The sequence below is a fragment of the Bartonella pachyuromydis genome, assembly GCF_039543065.1.
Lineage (GTDB): Bacteria > Pseudomonadota > Alphaproteobacteria > Rhizobiales > Rhizobiaceae > Bartonella > Bartonella pachyuromydis.
This window is the reverse complement of record NZ_BAABJA010000007.1, coordinates 1-16,566: the sequence shown is the minus strand read 5'-3', so window position 1 is coordinate 16,566 and position 16,566 is coordinate 1. Positions and strand designations below refer to the sequence as shown.

General features: G+C 35.1%; 22 protein-coding genes. 20 read left to right on the top strand and 2 right to left on the bottom strand.

Features of this window, described 5'->3' with window-relative positions; translation table 11 throughout:
- The first annotated feature begins 150 nt into the window (after positions 1 to 150).
- From ABD917_RS05795 to trbL, 19 genes are all read left to right on the top strand, one after another.
- A complete protein-coding gene (locus ABD917_RS05795; protein WP_345119162.1) occupies positions 151 to 714 on the top strand; it encodes a recombinase family protein in 564 nt (187 codons plus the stop codon).
- Between the two features lie 69 nt (positions 715 to 783).
- Positions 784 to 1,089: a hypothetical protein gene (locus tag ABD917_RS05790; protein WP_144755212.1), complete on the top strand. Its 306-nt coding sequence runs from the start codon at positions 784 to 786 to the stop codon at positions 1,087 to 1,089.
- 91 nt (positions 1,090 to 1,180) lie between these two features.
- The gene (locus tag ABD917_RS05785) at positions 1,181 to 1,639 is read left to right on the top strand and encodes a hypothetical protein (protein ID WP_345119161.1); all 459 of its coding nucleotides are present in this window, start codon (positions 1,181 to 1,183) and stop codon (positions 1,637 to 1,639) included.
- A gap of 350 nt (positions 1,640 to 1,989) precedes the next feature.
- Entirely contained in the window at positions 1,990 to 3,660 is a 1,671-nt protein-coding gene (locus tag ABD917_RS05780) for a type IV secretory system conjugative DNA transfer family protein (protein ID WP_345119160.1), read from the top strand.
- Positions 3,657 to 4,175, top strand: coding sequence for a conjugative transfer signal peptidase TraF (gene traF / locus ABD917_RS05775; RefSeq protein WP_345119159.1), 519 nt, complete (start codon positions 3,657 to 3,659; stop codon positions 4,173 to 4,175). Before ABD917_RS05780 ends, traF begins: the two co-directional genes overlap by 4 nt.
- A 10-nt stretch (positions 4,176 to 4,185) precedes the next feature.
- On the top strand, positions 4,186 to 4,362 hold the full coding sequence (locus ABD917_RS05770) for a conjugal transfer protein TraD (RefSeq protein WP_345119158.1): 177 nt from the start codon (positions 4,186 to 4,188) through the stop codon (positions 4,360 to 4,362).
- 33 nt (positions 4,363 to 4,395) lie between these two features.
- Entirely contained in the window at positions 4,396 to 4,833 is a 438-nt protein-coding gene (locus ABD917_RS05765) for an ArdC-like ssDNA-binding domain-containing protein (RefSeq protein ID WP_345119157.1), read from the top strand.
- A gap of 9 nt (positions 4,834 to 4,842) precedes the next feature.
- Positions 4,843 to 5,400, top strand: coding sequence for a zincin-like metallopeptidase domain-containing protein (locus ABD917_RS05760; RefSeq protein WP_345119220.1), 558 nt, complete (start codon positions 4,843 to 4,845; stop codon positions 5,398 to 5,400).
- Positions 5,373 to 5,717 carry a hypothetical protein gene (locus tag ABD917_RS05755; protein ID WP_345119156.1) on the top strand — a complete coding sequence of 115 codons (345 nt, stop codon included), beginning with the start codon at positions 5,373 to 5,375 and terminating at the stop codon, positions 5,715 to 5,717. The genes ABD917_RS05760 and ABD917_RS05755 overlap by 28 nt, the downstream gene beginning before the upstream one ends.
- 228 nt (positions 5,718 to 5,945) lie before the next feature.
- Positions 5,946 to 6,191 (top strand): hypothetical protein, encoded by a 246-nt coding sequence (locus ABD917_RS05750; RefSeq protein WP_345119155.1) that lies wholly within the window; start codon positions 5,946 to 5,948, stop codon positions 6,189 to 6,191.
- An 8-nt stretch (positions 6,192 to 6,199) separates the two neighbouring features.
- Positions 6,200 to 6,871, top strand: coding sequence for a toprim domain-containing protein (locus tag ABD917_RS05745; RefSeq protein ID WP_345119219.1), 672 nt, complete (start codon positions 6,200 to 6,202; stop codon positions 6,869 to 6,871).
- A gap of 88 nt (positions 6,872 to 6,959) precedes the next feature.
- Positions 6,960 to 7,265 (top strand): hypothetical protein, encoded by a 306-nt coding sequence (locus ABD917_RS05740; protein ID WP_345119154.1) that lies wholly within the window; start codon positions 6,960 to 6,962, stop codon positions 7,263 to 7,265.
- Between the two features lie 82 nt (positions 7,266 to 7,347).
- Positions 7,348 to 7,788: a hypothetical protein gene (locus ABD917_RS05735; RefSeq protein WP_345119153.1), complete on the top strand. Its 441-nt coding sequence runs from the start codon at positions 7,348 to 7,350 to the stop codon at positions 7,786 to 7,788.
- Positions 7,789 to 7,990: 202 nt separating this feature from the next.
- Positions 7,991 to 8,965, top strand: coding sequence for a P-type conjugative transfer ATPase TrbB (gene trbB, locus ABD917_RS05730; RefSeq protein ID WP_345119152.1), 975 nt, complete (start codon positions 7,991 to 7,993; stop codon positions 8,963 to 8,965).
- A gap of 10 nt (positions 8,966 to 8,975) precedes the next feature.
- A complete protein-coding gene (locus ABD917_RS05725; RefSeq protein WP_345119151.1) occupies positions 8,976 to 9,374 on the top strand; it encodes a TrbC/VirB2 family protein in 399 nt (132 codons plus the stop codon).
- Positions 9,374 to 9,679 (top strand): conjugal transfer protein TrbD, encoded by a 306-nt coding sequence (trbD, locus tag ABD917_RS05720; RefSeq protein ID WP_345119150.1) that lies wholly within the window; start codon positions 9,374 to 9,376, stop codon positions 9,677 to 9,679. The genes ABD917_RS05725 and trbD overlap by 1 nt, the downstream gene beginning before the upstream one ends.
- Positions 9,679 to 12,183 (top strand): VirB4 family type IV secretion/conjugal transfer ATPase, encoded by a 2,505-nt coding sequence (locus tag ABD917_RS05715; RefSeq protein ID WP_345119149.1) that lies wholly within the window; start codon positions 9,679 to 9,681, stop codon positions 12,181 to 12,183. Before trbD ends, ABD917_RS05715 begins: the two co-directional genes overlap by 1 nt.
- The gene (gene trbJ / locus ABD917_RS05710) at positions 12,158 to 12,913 is read left to right on the top strand and encodes a P-type conjugative transfer protein TrbJ (RefSeq protein WP_345119148.1); all 756 of its coding nucleotides are present in this window, start codon (positions 12,158 to 12,160) and stop codon (positions 12,911 to 12,913) included. The genes ABD917_RS05715 and trbJ overlap by 26 nt, the downstream gene beginning before the upstream one ends.
- 1 nt (position 12,914) lies before the next feature.
- Entirely contained in the window at positions 12,915 to 14,318 is a 1,404-nt protein-coding gene (trbL, locus tag ABD917_RS05705) for a P-type conjugative transfer protein TrbL (protein ID WP_345119147.1), read from the top strand.
- 215 nt (positions 14,319 to 14,533) lie between these two features.
- On the opposite strand, the gene ABD917_RS05700 is transcribed toward trbL, so the two are convergent.
- Both ABD917_RS05700 and ABD917_RS05695 read right to left on the bottom strand, forming a co-directional pair.
- A complete protein-coding gene (locus tag ABD917_RS05700) occupies positions 14,534 to 14,767 on the bottom strand; it encodes an EexN family lipoprotein (protein ID WP_345119146.1) in 234 nt (77 codons plus the stop codon).
- Positions 14,768 to 15,205: 438 nt separating this feature from the next.
- The gene (locus ABD917_RS05695) at positions 15,206 to 15,784 is read right to left on the bottom strand and encodes a hypothetical protein (protein WP_345119145.1); all 579 of its coding nucleotides are present in this window, start codon (positions 15,782 to 15,784) and stop codon (positions 15,206 to 15,208) included.
- A gap of 242 nt (positions 15,785 to 16,026) precedes the next feature.
- Between ABD917_RS05695 and ABD917_RS05690 the strand changes: the two genes are divergently transcribed.
- Positions 16,027 to 16,302 (top strand): hypothetical protein, encoded by a 276-nt coding sequence (locus ABD917_RS05690; protein WP_345119144.1) that lies wholly within the window; start codon positions 16,027 to 16,029, stop codon positions 16,300 to 16,302.
- The last annotated feature ends 264 nt before the right edge of the window (positions 16,303 to 16,566 follow it).

The window sequence follows — 16,566 nt, the reverse complement described above, 5'->3', positions numbered from 1 at the left end:
ATTAATTGGGCATAGCCTTCTTAGGAGGCGTTTTGTCTCAAAAATTATAATTTTTGAGACACCCTAAAATATCGAAAAAATATGTATCATAAATCGTATATTTATATTACGATACTAATTTTGTATCAAAAACGATTTATGAGATTCTGAATGGCACTTTTAGGTTATGCGAGAGTATCAACTAATCAACAGAAGTTAGCACTTCAAATTACTGAACTTAAAAAGGCTGGAGTGAGGGAAGATCGTATTTTTACAGATATAAGAACAAGTTCTACAGATAAACGTGAAGGTTTACAGCGGCTTCTTTGGCGCGCAGAAAGAGATGATACTATTCTCTGTACAAAAATGGACCGGCTTGGCCGCAATATTGCTGATATGATCTCTATCGTTGATAGTTGTTATAAGAAGGGTGTGTTTATTCGTTTTCTGGAAAATGGTATTAGTACCGAAGGAACGATGGGGAAAATGGTTATTCAAATTTTAGCTGCTGTAGCAGAAGCTGAACATGCACGTATTTTGGAGCGTACAAATGAAGGACGAAATGCTGCTATGAAAGCAGGTATTGTGAAATTTGGACGAAAACCTCATCCAAAAACAGAATTGGTGAGATCACTGATTAAACAAGGAGTTTCGTTCAAAATAATCAAGGAAAAAACAGGTGTTTCTCGTTCTACTTATTTTAGGCTTAAAAGACAGCTCTCTTTAAAGAATTAGAAGAACTTTAATTGAACAGATTCAACTATTAAATTAAATATGAATAAGTATTACAAAAAGGAGTTTTCTATGGAAAAGAAATTACCCAGAAGTTATATGACTGATGCTGAACGCGAGGAATTACGAGCAGGTGGTTTAGATCAAGATGGTATTTATACAGCCGAGTCAGAAGCGGCAGATTATGCCGGTGATGGCAACGCAGCATGGGAATGGTTAGCAATGACTGAGCCTCCAGCACATACACTTTTGTTTCTTAGATCGGAACGTGGAGCACAATTTATTCGTGATATGGGATTTTCTACAAAAAAAGCTGATGAGAAATATGGTCCAGATTGGTTAGACAAAGGCGTTATGATAGGAGGCGATTATTTCTAAAGAAGATGACAAGATAGAAAAGATTTTTTTCCGTGAAAATAACTATATGGAAAGTCGAGCTCAAACATTAGCGTCTAAGAAGCTATGTAGTGTGTGGAATGAATTGTATGATCATGTTTGTGATGTTGGACGTAGTAATAACTTGTCATTACTTATTAGTACAGAACAAAAAATTGTAAAAAATGACTTGTTTAGATATACCAATAGTAAATCTATGGCAGGGAGTCTCAGAACGGCTTTAGCGGAAATAGATGTTATTAAAGATCATGTAATGATTGTTTCTGATCCTAAGCAATATGACATAATTAATAGGGGACATAATCTACCAAAGCTTCGTAAAAGTGGATTGCCTTATGATGGAGCTCGACGAGCAATGGCATCACATTATACACGGTTGGGAAATCTCGATAAAGGGCGTTTAACAGATATTGAAAAGTCTATCCTTGATATGCGGATGAATAATATGAAGGTAATGCGGAAGCTCTACGAAAAAATGCAAGCTAAAGCTATTGGTATAGATCTTTCACGCGATAAAAGTCATTCTCTTTAAGAAAACAAGCGTAAGATTCTTATATATTTGTTTTTTTTGTATTATACATAGGTGTATAGCAAATGCTGGAATTAAATGGGGGGGAAATTGGGAAATCAATCTACTCATATACCTAAAAGAAAATCTCGATTGATATTTATCTTTTTCTTCATTTTATATTTTATTGTCCTTAATCAATTTTGTACACAATATTTAGCGCGTCTTTTTCATTATAGTGTTGCTTTTGCTCCCAATTTTAAAGGCGTGTATTCACCCTTTTCTTGACTCTTTTGGATTTTTAAATTTTATGATTTTTATCCTAATGAGTGTAAAATAATATTTATTGTTTTTTGTAGTTTTTTTTAATGGGTATGGTTGGTTTTTCTGTTTCGGCTGGTCTTTCTTCGAGAAGCAATAAAAGTACAGATGATCTTTATGGTACAGCCCATTTTGCAACTTTTAATGAAATTCAAGAAATGGGGCTTATTCCACATAAGCAAAAGGGTAAGGGCGTATATTGTGGAGCTTTTGCTGATCCAAAAACAGGAATGTTGCATTATTTACGCCATGATGGACCAGAACATATAGCCGCTTTAGCCCCCACGCGTTCTGGTAAAAGTGTCGGTTTAGTTGTTCCTACTCTTTTAAGTTGGCCGCATAGTCTTTTTGTCCTTGATACAAAAGGTGAAAATTATGCTATGACAGCAGGATGGCGAAAACAATGTGCAGGGAATAAGATTTTAAGGTTTGATCCAGCCGAACCCAATGTTGGGTGTTCATGGAATCCGTTAGGGGAAATTCGTTTCAGGACACGTTATCAAGTAGCGGATGCACAAAACATAGCTTTAATGGTTATAGACGACGATGGAAAGGGAATTGCAGGTGATCATTTTAGATCCGCTGCTTTTGAACTTTTAAATGGTCTCATTCTTCATGCTCTTTACAAAGCAGAAAAAACTGGACGTATACCTTGTTTGCAAGATTGTGCACACATGCTAACGGGAGTAGGAGATTTTGCTGCTGTTACTGAAGATAATGATGATTTTGATGATGATGGAGATCCAAAAGCGCTTTCTAGTTTATTTCATGAAATGGAACACCTTGATATAAAAAGTAATAATCCTTCTTTTAAAGAGGCAGATAGAGAAGCAAAACTTGTTATAAATGGTGTTGGCCGCCGTATGGCTGGAACACCAGAACGTGAATTAGGCTCTATCATTTCAACGGCAAATAATGCTTTATCTCTTTATAGAGATCCCATTGTTGGTGAGAATACAAAATATTGTGATTTTTATATCAGCGATTTGATGGATACAGAAACATCGGTTTCACTGTATTTTATTACAACGCCACGCAATTTGGATAGGATGAGACCTTTAGCGCGTTTATTGTTAACACAAAGGGTGCTTTCTCTTTCAGATCGCATGGAATTTTATGATGGGAGATCAAAAACAAATCATAAACATCGTTTGCTTTTAATGCTTGATGAATTTCCAACTTTAGGAAAATTAGATATTTTTGAAAAGGCGCTTGCCTATATTGCTGGATATGGGCTTAAAGCTTACATTATTACTCAAGATGTACAACAATTGTACAAGGCTTATACAACGAATGAAAGCATTATTTCGAATTGTCATATTCGTATTGCTTATGCTCCTAATAAAGTCGAAACAGCTGAATGGATGAGTAAAATGGCGGGGGAGACAACGGTTGCACGTGAAAAGATTTCTACTTCTGGAAAACGCTTTGGTATGGCACTTGAGCAGGTTTCAACCTCTTATGAAGAAACAAAGCGGCCATTAATGACACCCGATGAGATTATGCGTTTGCCTAGGGCAAAAAAAGATAGTTCAGGGAATATTGTTGAACCTAGTGAAAGGCTTATTTTTGTAGCTGGAAACAGTGTCATTAAAGGTACACAGATCCTTTATTTTTTAGATCCTATTTTTTCAGAAAGGTCAAAAATATCTCCTCCTGTTACTGATCGCTTGCATCAGAGAAATGAAATCAAAAAAAATCAAGAAGGCTTTGTTCTCTCATGAAACGAGTTATGTCCATAATTACTTTATGTTCTCTTACTATTGGTTGTTTGATTTTATTTGCACTCTCTCAAGGATTTAGAATTAATTATTCGCATTCCGCTCCTATAGGAATTTGGAAAGTAAATTACTTTAAAAAAGAAATGCGAAGAGGAAAATTTATGGAGGTTTGTCCTCCAGATGTACCTATTGTCAAAGTGTTTGTTGAGAAAGGGTATCTTCAATCAGGAGCTTGTTCTAGTGGATCTATACCTTTTTTGAAACCATTGGTAGCTGTTTCTGGCGATGTGGTTCAAGTAACTGAAAGAGGTATTAGTATTAATGGTCATTTATTAAAAAATAGCCAAAGAAATGGAGGGGTTTCTGGTATACCGAATGGAGAATATCACGTTGCAGAAGGGTATGCTTGGTTTATTTCAAGTTTTGATCCTGTAAGTTTTGATAGCCGCTATTTTGGGGCTGTTCCTATTACGAATATAATGGGTTCTGCAAAACCCATTTTAACTTTTCAGAATTGAGGTTTTAATAATGAAAAAAACAAGAATAAAAGTATTTCCTATACTTTCTTCAGCTGTAGATGATGCTTTTATACTTGGGGTACAGGTTCCATTGAGTTTAGAAGAAGCAGAAAGTTATGGAATTTTTTTAGAAACAGCGCTTTCAGAAGAAGATGCTTGGGATTCGTGCGCTACAGATTTTTCTTAAATTGAAAATTCTAATAACGTATAGGGGGGAATAATGAGTTTTGAATATACTAAAACGGTAACAAATCATTTTATTACACAACTTCAACAAGGAATAGCACCATGGCAACAGCCGTTGCCTCCTGAGTGTGTAAGATCTCCTTATAATCCACAAACAGGTAAAAAATATAGCGGTATTAATAGTCTTTGGCTTTCAAGCCCAAAATATACTGATCCACGTTGGATTACATATCATCAAGCAAATGAAATGGGCTGTAGAATTAAAAAAGGTATGAAAAGCACCAACATTATTTATTGGAAACGGGATGAAACGGTTCCTTTTTATGATAAAGATGGAAAAGAATACGAGAAATTAAAACTGCTTTCTGAGCCGCGTCTTTTTCTAGCTAAAGTTTTAAATGGTGAACAAATTGATGGATTACCTCAATTGGAACCACGTCCTATTTTATCAGAGGAAATAAGATATGCATGAGCAGAAGCAATTTTAGCTACATCAGGTGCAAAAATTGATGTTAGCGATAAAAAGTATGCTTTTTATCGTGGTGGTGATGTTGATACTATTTTTTTACCAGAACAACATCAATTTGATTCAAAAGACTCCTTTTATGCTACAGCATTACATGAACTGGGACATTGGACTAGACATTCTTCAAGACTTACTCGTGACACGATGTATCCTGTAGGCTCTCTTGGATATGCTGAAGAAAAGCTTAGAACAACTATCGCCTCTTTTTTGATTGGGGAAGAATTAAGCATAGGTTATGAGCCAGTCAATAACGATTCATATGCTTCTTTATGGATTGAGGCTATGCAAACTAATCCAAAAGAAATTTTTAGAGCTGCTATTGAAGCAGAAAAAATCAAAAATTTTATAATGGATTTAGATAATGTTAAAGTTATTGATGTTAAGAAAGTATCATCTGTATCTATTAACAACGATCACAAAGAGGATAATACAAAAAAGATTTTCTTGAATGTTCCTTATTCCCAAAAAGAAGAAGTTAAAAAAAATTGGGAGCTAAGTGGGATAAAGATGTAAAATCTTGGTATGTTCCTGTTGGTACAAATTTAATTGAAAAAGGTTTGGATCGTTTTTCTCACGATAATGTAAAAACCAATACAGTTTTATCGCTTGAACAACAATTTAAGGAGGCTCTTCATTCTGCTGGTTTAATTGTTGAAAATCCACTGATGGATGGGAAATTGCACCGTGTTTCCGTTGAAAATGACAAAAAAATCAAAGAAGTGGTGCTTATATTGGTTATACCTCACCTAGTGGAGGTTATATTCAAAATTTTCGTCGTGGTGAAAAAATTTACTGGAAACCAGAAAAAGTTGCTTCTTCTTTATCTTTAGAAGAAAAAAAACGGTTATCCATAGAAGTTAGAGAAAGGCAGAAAATCTTAGAAAAAGAGATTGCTGAAAAACAAAATAATACAGAAACATTGGCTTCTCAAATATGGCAGGCTAGCAAAATAGCAACTCAAGATAATGCATATTGTAAGCTTAAAGGTATAAATCAGACGAATGATTTAAGAGAGGTTCCAGATGATTTTCCAGAGAACATAAAAAAAACAAGGTGTGATGGTTGCAAAATCCGCTGAAGAAGTAAAAATAATAAGAAAAAACAATCCTAATATGCGTATATTTTTAGCAGGAGATTTAATTATTACACTATGGGATAAAGATAATAATTTAAGTACACTTCAGATGATTAATCCTACCTTCAAGTCTTTTATGAAAGATGGTAAAAAACATGAGTGTTTTACGATTGTAGGTTCTAATAATGTAGGAATATCCGCTCTTAATAATGATTTAATAATGATTTAGAAAATCCTATCCTTATCGCAGAAGGATATGCAACAGCTTCTGCTGTAGCACAAATTACTCATATACCAGTTGTAGCGGCTTTTGATTCTGGAAATTTAAAAAATGTAGGTAGAGTAATACGTGATAAATATCCGGATCGTGTAATTTTGTTTGTTGCAGATAATGATCATGCTACACAAGAAAAATTGCTTTCTAATGGAAAAAAAGGAGATAATGTTGGAATTACCGCAGCTTATAGTGCAGCGGCAGATATTGGAGGAGGGGTAGTTTATCCAGAATTTCAGACAGAAGAGAAAGACTTTTCTGATTGGGACGATTACAGGAGAATACATGGTAGTGATAAAGCCAGAAACGATTTTACATCTAAAATGAAAATCGCTGAAATAGAAGCAAGAGTGATGGCTGAGAGACTCCAAACACTTGCTAATATGCAAGACCAATTTGCTATTGATGATCCGACAACTGCACTTGATGATCAATATGTTTATGAAGAGCGTGATGCAGCTAATCAACTTCGCCAAAGAGCAGCTATCCTCAATGGTCGTAATATTAATTCAAGTGATAAAGCTATGATTTCTCGTGTAAGGTCTCATATTTTTCAAGATAGAGAACAAAAACTTTCTCAAAATCCTAATACAGCTTCATATAGAGAAAGAAAAAACCAAGAAATTGAGATATAGGAGGATGTGCATTTTTATATTGTTTATATTGCTCAAATTCAGCCTTAAAATTTAGTATATAAACACACATTAAGATAAGGAGTTTTCTATGGAAAAGAAATTACCAAAAAGTTATCTTACGGATGCTGAACGTGAAGAATTGCGGGTAGGTGGTCTTTCTCAAAACAGTATTTACATGGTTGAAGCAGAAGCAGCTTCCAAGGCGAATGATAACAAAGAAACTTGGGAATGGTTAGCGATGGCTGAATATCCAGCACATGCACTTTTACTTCTTAGACATCAACGTGGAGCGCAATTTATACGAGATATGGGATTTTCTACCAAAAGTGCTGATGAAAAATATGGTCCGGACTGGTTAGATAAAGGTGTTGTAATAGGAGGTTATCATTTCTAATAAATTAGAAGAGCTTTTTTTACAACAAAGTATACTAGTACAAGATCTTGAAAAAACATTAGTATCTCAAAAGTTACACAATGTGCGAAGTAATCTATGTGATCATATTCGTAACGTTGGAAAAAGTGGGGATTTATCATCACTTCTTGATACGGAGAGTGACCTTATAAAGGATGTTTTGCTTCGGTATGCTAATAGTAAAGCTATGGCCAGTAGCCTTGAAACAGCATTAATGGAAATAGATGTTGTTAAAGATCACATAAAATTGGTTTCTAATCCTGAGAAATATGATGCGGTAAATAGAGGACATAGTCTACCAAAGCATCGTAAAGGAGGATTGCCTTATGATGAAGCGCGGAAAGCAATGTCATCTCATTATACACGATTAGGAAATCTCGACAAAGCTCGTTTAACATCAGTTGAAAAATCAATCATTGATGTGCGAAGAGATAATATGAAGGTGATGCGAAAACTCTATGAAAAAATGCAAGCTAAAGCTATTGGTATAGATCTTATCGCGTGATAAAGGTCATTCTCTTTAAATAAAGAACTTTAGAATTTGAGTAACAGGAATGTGGATATTTTATACTACGGTAGATATTTTTATTGTTCAAATTCAATTTTTAAATTAAAACGTGGACACTGTTGAAAAAAGCTTTAAGTTTTACATTCTTCTCATTGTTTAGAGTGAATGGGGGTATGTTCTTAAGGGTGGGGATGGGAGAATGGCTGTTACAGCATTTAAAGGCGGGCGAAGTTCAGAGCAAAATAGACGTCTTATTGAAAAGATGCGTTTTGAATTTGGACAGCAGGTATGGGATTACCTAGATGATCCTACAGTCATAGAAATTATGTTAAATCCCGATGGCACCTTATGGGTTGAGCATTTGGGAGAACCTAAAAAAGCCGTTGGCGTGATGGAGGCACATAGGGCAGAAGCTGCTATGGGAACAGTAGCTACGGCTCTTGGAACTCAAATTACCAAAGAAAATCCTATTCTCGAATGTGAATTACCAATGAATGGAAACCGTTTTGAAGCGGTTATTCCACCTATTGTTTCTGCACCTGCATTTACAATTCGGAAAAAAGCAACCCAAATTTTTACTTTGGATGATTATGTTGCAAAAAACATCATCACTCCACATCAAAAGTCACTCTTAAGTGAAGCTGTGAAAAATCACAAAAATATTCTCGTTGTTGGTGGAACGGGGACAGGAAAAACCACCTTAACGAATGCAATCTTAAAAGAAATGACAGATACATGTCCAGAGGAGCGCTTTGTAATTATTGAAGATACAGCTGAACTTCAATGTGCTGCTCCTAATACTGTGACATTTCGAGCTGTTGAATATATTGATATGACGCGGTTGTTAAAGGTGACTATGCGTATGGCACCAGATCGCATTATTGTTGGCGAAGTAAGAGATGGCGCAGCTTTAGCTTTGTTAAAAAGTTGGAATACGGGACATCCGGGTGGAATAGCAACTGTTCACGCCAATGATGCAACAGCAGGGTTAACAAGAATCCAACAGTTAATCTCAGAAGCAACTATTGCTCCTATGCAATCACTGATAGCGGAAACAATAGATGTCGTTCTGAGTATTGAAAAGACTTCCTTAGGTCGCAAAGTCAAAGAAATTATTGAAGTTAGCGGATACGATTACGCAATCAATAAGTATATAACAAATCTCATTCATTAAGGGAGCAAATATGCAACTATATTCAATGCAAACAAAAAATAATTCTCGTAATCATATTATGATGTTTTTTCTTATTATCGGAATGGCAGTTCTTCTCTGCCTTATCTTAGGAGATATTGCATATGCATCTGATGCAACATCGGGTGGTGGTGCATCTCTTCCATGGGAGGGACCTCTTCAAAAGTTAAAAAAATCAATTTCTGGCCCTGTTGCTTTTATTCTTTCTTTATTGGGGCTTATTGCTGGTGGAGGTGCACTGATTTTTGGTGGTGAAATTAGCGAATTTACAAAGCGGATTTTTTATCTTGTTTTGGTTATTAGTGTCATTGTTTTTGCAAACACTCTTCTTACAGGTGCCCTCTTTTCTGGGGCCGTTGTACCTTCTAATGTTTTGGTTGGAGGATTTTAATGGGAGAAAAACGGTATACACAATTGTTTCGCTCTCTTCATAGACCTCAACAAATTATGGGTGGAGAGCGAGATCTTATGCTGCTATCAATGCTTTTGACTGGTATTCTTATTGTTTCATCGATGAACATTGTAGCAGCAACAATTGGTATTTGTATCTGGTTTGTTTCTCTTTATGTTCTACGAAGAATGGCAAAATTTGATCCCATTTTATCTCGAATTTACATTCGTCAATTAAAATATCGTAGTTATTACGCCCCCTTTTCGCGTCCCTTTCGTGTTGCAAAATCAACAAGGACGTATTGATGCTTAAATTAAAACCTTTTCGCTCTACTATTGCTGGTCTTCCTGATCTTTTAAATTTTGCAGCTTTAATTGATGAAGGCATTATTTTGGGAAAAGATGGTTCTTTGTTGGCTGGATTTTTCATTCGTGGTGATGATCCTATGTCGGCAACAGATGCAGAACGAAACTATATAACGGGCTTGGTTAACACATATCTTTCTCGTTTTCATTCGGGATGGGCAATATGGGTAGATGCCATACGCATAGAGTCACCAAGTTATTCAGATCCAGAATTATCTCATTTTCCTGATCCTATTACAGCATTGATTGATGCAGAAAGACGGTTTTATTTTAAGAAAAGTGAAGTGCATTATGAGACGGAATATGCTTTGTTAATGCAATATCTACCGCCTACTCGAAAATCATCAAAGTTAGGGGAAATTGTATATGAAGACGATACAGTTGAGTCAACAACACCTGCTGAACGTTTACTTGATGAATTTAAAAAGAAAATAGATGATTTTTATATTGGGATTGGTGATCTGCTTAAAATGCAGAGGATGAAAACAATCACTATTAAGAATGGTGATGATGTCTACGACAGTGATCAACTTGTTAATTATTTACATTATGCGATTAATGGTGAAGCGATTGCTCTTCGAATACCAGACTGTCCAATGTATTTAGATTCATGGCTTGGTTATACTGATTTGTGGCCTGGAGATATTCCACGACTTGGGGATAAATTTATTTCCTGTATTTCAATTGACGGTTTTCCAACAGCTAGTTATCCTGGAATATTAGACATTCTTGATGGTTTTCCTTTACATTATAGATGGTCAAGTCGTTTTATATTTATGGACCAGCATGAAGCTGTTGCTGCATTAAATAAATATAGATTAAAATGGCAACAAAAAGTGAGGGGATTTTTTTCGCAGGTTTTTAAAACCAATAAAGGAACTATCAATACTGATGCTTTGTTGATGGCACAACAAGCTGAAACAGCAATGAACGAAGCTCGTTCGGGGATTGTTGCTTACGGTTATTATTCACCAACAATTGTTTTAATGCATGAAGACCGTGAGGTTTTAGCAGAAAATGCTAGGTTAATTAAACGCGAAATTGAACATAAAGGTTTTGCTGCTCGTATTGAAACAGTTAATACAATGGAAGCGTGGTTAGGGACAATTGCTGGCCAAACTTATCCAAATATTAGACGTCCATTGATTAATACTCAAAATCTTGCCGATATGTTACCTCTTTCAAGTGTATGGCCAGGTTTACAAATTAATCCTTGTCCTCTCTATCCTGATAATTCTCCTGCTTTATCTCAAGTAGTAACAACAGGTGCAACGCCATTTCGGGTTAACTTACATGTTGATGACGTTGGCCACACACTTGTATTTGGTCCAACCGGAGCTGGAAAATCAACACTTTTAGCGTTTCTATTAGCGCAAGCGCGTAGATATTGGTCAAGGGCAACAGATAAAGATGGTAAGCATTTACCTGCTAATATTACTGCTTTTGATAAAGGTCGTTCATTATATGCATTGTGTTATGCTGTAGATGGACGTCATTATGATATTGGTGATAGTGATAGTGCTGTCGGTGCTCTTATGCCTCTTGCAGACATTGATACAGAAGCCGATAATCTTTGGGCGCAAGAATGGATTGCTGTTTGCTATGAATTGCAGACGGGGCAAGCGCCGTCTCCTCAGCAAAAAATGGAAATTCATCGTGCAATGAAGCAGATGAGTAAAACCCCTAGGAATATGCGTTCACTCAGTAATTTTGTTACGACGATTCAGAACCAGGGAATTCGTGATGCACTCGCACATTATACGATTTCCGGTGCTATGGGACATTTGTTAGATGGTCAAGAACAGTTTGAAGACCATAATGATTTTATTGTCTACGAAATTGATGAACTCATGAAGCTAGGTGATAAAAATGGTTTACCTGTTTTATTATATCTATTTAGACGTTTTGAAAGAAGCTTGAAAGGACAACCATCTATTCTTTCGCTTGATGAGGCATGGATTATGCTTGGACATCCTGTTTTTCGTGAGAAAATTCGTGAATGGTTAAAAGAACTAAGAAAAAAGAATTGCCTTGTAATAATGGCAACACAAAGTCTTTCTGATGCGGTTCGTTCCGGTATTCTTGATGTTTTATTGGAACAGTGTCCTACCAAGATATTACTTCCTAATGAAGAAGCAGAAACAAAGGGTGCTGAGGGAGCCCCGGGAGCAGTTGATCTATATAGAATGATTGGTTTGAATGATAAAGAAATTCAAATTATCAAAACAGCCAAAAAGAAAAGGCAATATTATTACAAATCAATTCTTGGATGCCGTCTCTTTGAGCTAGGCTTAGGTGAAATTGCTCTTTCTTTTGTAGCTATTTCTAGCAAAGAAGATCTTGCCGAAGTAAAAAAACTTATAAATGAGGACACACAAAACTGGCCTTTAAAATGGCTTAAAATGAGGGGAGTTAATTATGAAAAATACCTTGAAAAAACTTAAGTTTCTTTTTTTGTTCAGTACATTTTGTTTAGTAAATTTCTGCTCTATGTTTTATTCAACGAATGCTTTTGCATTTTTTTGTGCAAATTGTGCAACTGTTTGGAACCAAATGAACCAATATATTGAAGCTGTTAATACACAAATCAATACAGCTAAACAACTTCAAACGCAGCTTCAACAATATAAAGATATGATAAAACAGGGACTTTCATTTTCGAGTCCACAATTTGACGGTTTGCAGAATACTTTGCAAAAATTGAAACAAGTGTATCAAGATAGTCAAAGCATTTCTTATAATATGGATAATTTAAATAGCAGGTTTGAACAAATGTTTCCTGGTTATGAAAGTTACTTAGAAAATTCTGGAAAAATTAGTTCATATAAAACCTATAGAAAATGGGCTGAAAGAGGTCTTTCTAATTCACGTGTTGCTATTGAAGCAGCAGGAATTAACACTAGCAGTTTTGATAATGAAGATAAACTTATGCAAAAACTTGTTGATCGTTCAGCAAGCGCGGAAGGGCGTATGCAAGCTATTCAAGCTGGAAATGAAATTGCCGCACAACAAGTAAAACAATTGCAGTTGCTTCGTGATCTTGTTGCTAATAATACTACTTTGCAAGCAAATTATACAGCCAATGAAGTGGAGCGTAACGCAAAAAATGAAGCAGATCTTGAAAAATTTTTTTCAGAAAGACCTGTTAATTCACGACCTGGTGCAGAATTTTAAAATGAGTAAGTTAAGAATAAGAGAAAATATAAATTTTGTTACGCTAGCGTTTCTTTCTATCAGTATATATTTGATTTTTTTTTCTAATATTACTTATGCGAAGCCTTTAGATAGCGGCACAACATTTGTTGGCTTATTGGATCTAGTAGAAAAACAATCAAATACGTGGTATTCTAAATTACATGAGTATGGCTTTAGACTTTTTTGGTTATTGGCCGGTATTCAACTTATTTGGACTTTTATGCCTCTTTTGTTTAAGCAATCTGATATTGCTGAATTTTTAGGGGAATTAGTCAGATTTATCCTTATTATAGGTTTTTTTGCTGCTCTTTTAGAATACTCCAGAGAGTGGTCTACAGCTATTGTTGATAGTTTCCGTACAGCAGCAGCTCAGGCAAGTGGTAGAACTAAAGCATTACTACCAGGTGATGTTTTTCATGAATCTGTTGTTTTGGCCGATATTGTTGTAGATGTATGGAATATAAATCCGCTAGCTATTGTATTTAAGTATATTGCAGCATTAATTATTCTTTTGTGCTTTGCATTCATTTCGGCTTTGATGGCTATTACACTTATAGAGTCATATATTGTGATTAATGCATCTGTGCTATTTATGGGTTTTGGTGGTTCCCAATGGACGCGAGAGATTACCATAACAGTATTTCGTTATGCTGTGTCTGTTGGTGTAAAACTATTTATTCTTACTCTCATAGTGACAGTAGTTGCAGATTCTGCAAAGGTATGGGAAAAAAGCTATGAGGGCTCTTCTGCTTCAATGTGGACATTATTAGGTCTTTCTTTGGTGTGTGCTTACCTGTGTAAAACTATACCAGATATGATTAGTAGTTTAATTACTGGTTCGAGCAGCGCTGGTGGGGAAGCTATTGGAGCAATGGGTAGTGCTGCTGTAGGAGCAGCTGTGGGTGCAATTGCCACAGTAGCAACTGGTGGAGAAGCAGCACCATTTGCTGCTGGTGGAGCATCTGCTGCCGGTGGAGCAAGTAGTGGAATGGGTGCCGGAATGAGCGGAGGCGGTATAAATGCTTCTCAAATGACAGGAAATTCTTTGAAAGGGAGTGGTAATAGTCCTCAATTTTGTGGGAATCCACGCGTAGCTGGAGGTGGCGGATCTCATCCGGAAACTAGTCAATCCAAAAGTCGACTTTCTGCTGCTAAAATAGCAAAAGTTGCTGCTGATATAGCTGTAAAAACTGTAGGAACTGCTGCTGCTATTTCAATACCTGGAATGGAATCTTCTGCAAATCTTAGCCTTAATGCACCGCCGACACTACCAAATGATGACATGCAGTTCTTTAGTGATAATTATCAACCAAATAATACTGAAAAAAATGACACTACTATAAATACAATTTCTGGAGTGTCAAACGAAAAAGGTAAGTTATGAAATACTTTTTAAGTTTTGCAATTGTATCTGTATTAATAGGATTTTTCTTCTTATATATGGGATTTTTTTTAAGAAAAACGCGTATTAGGATTTATTTGAACAAGATAAAGAACAAATGGATTGAAGAACCACTAATTCTATTTTTCTTTAGGTTATGTAAAAAATTGTATCATTTATCGTACAAAAGAAGAGATGATAACTCCTTCTGAGAATTTTTAAAATTCTGCACCAGGTCGTGAATTAATAGGTTTTTGAGAGCGAAATATTTCATCCTCTGCTTGTAGTAAATTTTGACAATTCTCAGTTGGCTTAATAGAGAAACCAAGTAAACATTTTTTTTCCCACTCTTTCCTTAATTTCTCATCCTTCTTAAATTCCTCTACACTATATGTTTTTTCACAACCAGATACGAGTAATGTGGCTATACATACTAAAATAATTTTTTTCATTTTCCCCCCTCTTTCAAGAACTTAAGAGTTTATAAGATAATATTTTTTCCCCTAAATATGGGGTTTTAATTTTATAATGTATCAGGATATAGCTTTGCCTATTGTTATTTATTTGATGTTACGAAAGATATCGTAAAAGTTTGTCATAGTATGTAATTATAAGGAAAGAGCTAAAATTGAATACAAGTAATGAAATCGTAAGGTGTATAGCTTCTTTTGTCCATCCAAGGGGTGAGAGCGACACCGAAATAAGAATTATTACTAGTCCAAAAAAACTTAAGAGGATCGCGAAGCTTAATATAAATCTTAATAGACCACGAAACCGCGAAAGCAAAAGGAACAATGCACTTCTGCCTATCTGTAGTTTTGACATTATTTCCCCCTCACGCGCTTAAATCAAGGTGTCCCATAATATATAAATAAGATAAATGATACAAGTCATATTTTTGTAAAGTCTTCGAGATCTGTTTGATATTCATTAGATGAAATATCTGATTTTGTAGAGGATGGTTCTATTTGATATTCTTTCATAAAAGCGATTTTTTCTCCTTTGAAAAATAGAATGGGATTAACCCAATATTGATTAGGTAGTCTTGGCTTCAAAATCCCTTTGTTTGTAAGTTCTTTTAAACCACTGTAAAATGTCCTATCTGTCATATCCAATTTTTGTCCATTCACTCCTCCGTCATACCAAATAAGAGTGATGCTTCCGTCATGACTACTTTTGTTATCATGATATGCTTGCAATGCTAAAATAAGCGACCGATATCCAGTGCGAGATAGGGAAAAAATTGCTTGAATTCCAGCAGCAAATACTTTTATGAAATTTTTTTCGTTTTCTTTCTCAATAACATGAACTGTAGATATATCTACTTCCTCGCCAGTACTAGGATCTACTAGCTTTCTTTGTGTGATGTGTGTTTTGATAATCTGATTATCGGTATAGACTTCAGATTCATTAAGAAAAGGATTTTCATATGGGGAATATCGCTCTTGTCGCAACTTAATTTCTTTCATTTGAATATCCGTATTTGCACCGAATTTTTTTCAAAAATAAAAATAAAATTTGACAATTACTGAAGAATCATTTCCTAATATGTTTTCAAGTATTTCAAATATGATAATTATATTACCACTATGATAGTATAGCAGCCAAGCAAAGAAAGCAAACCATTAGGTATGATTTATGTCCTTTTGCCAATGATATCATAGTCTCTATTAAAGATTTAGAACAACAGATTACTGTTAATGCTGCTTTGATGTTTGATCTTAAAGTTGCTGGAATAAAAGTGTTTTTTGTTTTGGCTTGGATACTCCAAAATAAATTAATTCGTACTAATGCAGTTATTTTAGACAAAGCTGTTTTGAAAACATTTCTTGCTGCTCAAGACAAAAAGTTAGCATTATCAGCTACCACCTTTTTTCGTGGTATATCAGAGTTAGAAAAAGCGGGTATCATTGCTAAACAAAACCACAGAGGTTGGTATTTTATCAATCCTGATTTTGTGTTGAATGGTAAATTGGTTGTTTTTTAAAATGATATTGATTTCAAAGAATAGGAAAACGGGGACCTTAATTTTTTACTATATTGAAAAGATTTTACTTTTCAATATAGTGGAAAATCCTGTGTATAGTACAAGTGTTTGAGTCGTTTTAAATAAAGGAAAATACGATGGCAAAAAATTAAAAACCCAACTGCGGAAACAGAAGGGTTTCTAACATCTATACGATAATTAAAATAAATTTAAATATCAAAACCGTTCCCCAATTTAATTTATCGTAGCGGTTTCTGCAAGAGA